This window comes from Nocardiopsis sp. TNDT3, from assembly GCF_003427465.1.
Lineage (GTDB): Bacteria > Actinomycetota > Actinomycetes > Streptosporangiales > Streptosporangiaceae > Nocardiopsis > Nocardiopsis dassonvillei.
Genome location: NZ_QPFC01001107.1, coordinates 1 through 1,020, shown reverse-complemented (window position 1 = coordinate 1,020; position 1,020 = coordinate 1). Strand labels below are relative to the sequence as shown.

At 72.9% G+C, this 1,020-nt stretch carries 2 protein-coding genes; both read right to left on the bottom strand.

The features are described 5' to 3' along the window. Positions 1–195: 195 nt before the first annotated feature. On the bottom strand, positions 196–855 hold the full coding sequence (locus tag DQW06_RS24450; protein WP_013155784.1) for a response regulator transcription factor: 660 nt from the start codon (positions 853–855) through the stop codon (positions 196–198). After that, the coding region (locus tag DQW06_RS24445; RefSeq protein ID WP_198662538.1) for an ATP-binding protein at positions 852–1,020 on the bottom strand (169 nt) is incomplete at its 5' end. The genes DQW06_RS24445 and DQW06_RS24450, both read right to left, overlap by 4 nt.

The window sequence follows — 1,020 nt, the reverse complement described above, 5'->3', positions numbered from 1 at the left end:
CTGCGTGACCTGCGTGAGCCGGACGGCCCGGGCCGTCCGGGTCCTCCGTGTCACGCCGGTCACGCATGGCCCGGGCCGTCCGGCTCACGCAGGTCACGCAGGCCACGCGGGTCAGCACAGGACCACCCGGAGCACGCGGGTCACCCGGTGCGCAGGGCAGTCCGGACCACCCGGGTCAGCACAGGGCCGCCCGTCTCACCCGGTCAACCGGTAGCCCATCCCGCGCACGGTCACGATCCGCTCCGCGCCCACCTTGCGGCGCAGCGCCCGCACGAACACGTCCACCACGTTCGACCCGGGGTCGTAGTCGTAGCCCCACACGTGCGACAGCATCTGCTGCCTGGTGAGCACCTGGCCCGGGTGCCGCATCAGCAGCTCCAGCAGGGAGAACTCGCGCGCGGTCAGGTCCACGGACGTCCCCTCCACCGCCACCCGCCGCGTGCGCAGGTCCAGGGCCAGGCCGCCCGCGCGCAGCACCGTCAGCTCGGTCGGACGCTCGTTGCGCATCCGCAGCCGCACCCGGGCCAGCAGTTCCTCGAACCGGAACGGTTTGGTGACGTAGTCGTCGGCCCCGATCTCCAGGCCGGTCACCGTGTCCCGCACGCCGTCGCGCGCGGTCAGGATGACCACGGGGATGTCCACGCCCAGCGAGCGCACGCGCCGCAGCACGTCGAACCCGTCGGTGTCCGGCAGGCCCAGGTCCAGCAGCATCAGGTCGAACCCGCCGGTCACCGCGTAGTCCACGGCCTCCGCCCCCGTGCCCACCACGGTGGTGGTGAACCCGCTGGCGTCCAGGCCCTTGCGGACGAACGAGGCGATCCGCTCCTCGTCCTCGACGATGAGGATGCGACTCACACGTACCTCTTTCCGGTGGGGATGACGAGGGTGAACGTCGAACCGACGCCCGGCGCGGAGCGCAGGTCCACCCGTCCGTGATGGGCCTCGGCGATGGCGCGGACGATGGCCAGGCCCAGACCGGCGCCCCGGTCCCCCCTGGCCGCCCCGCTGCCCCGCGAGAAG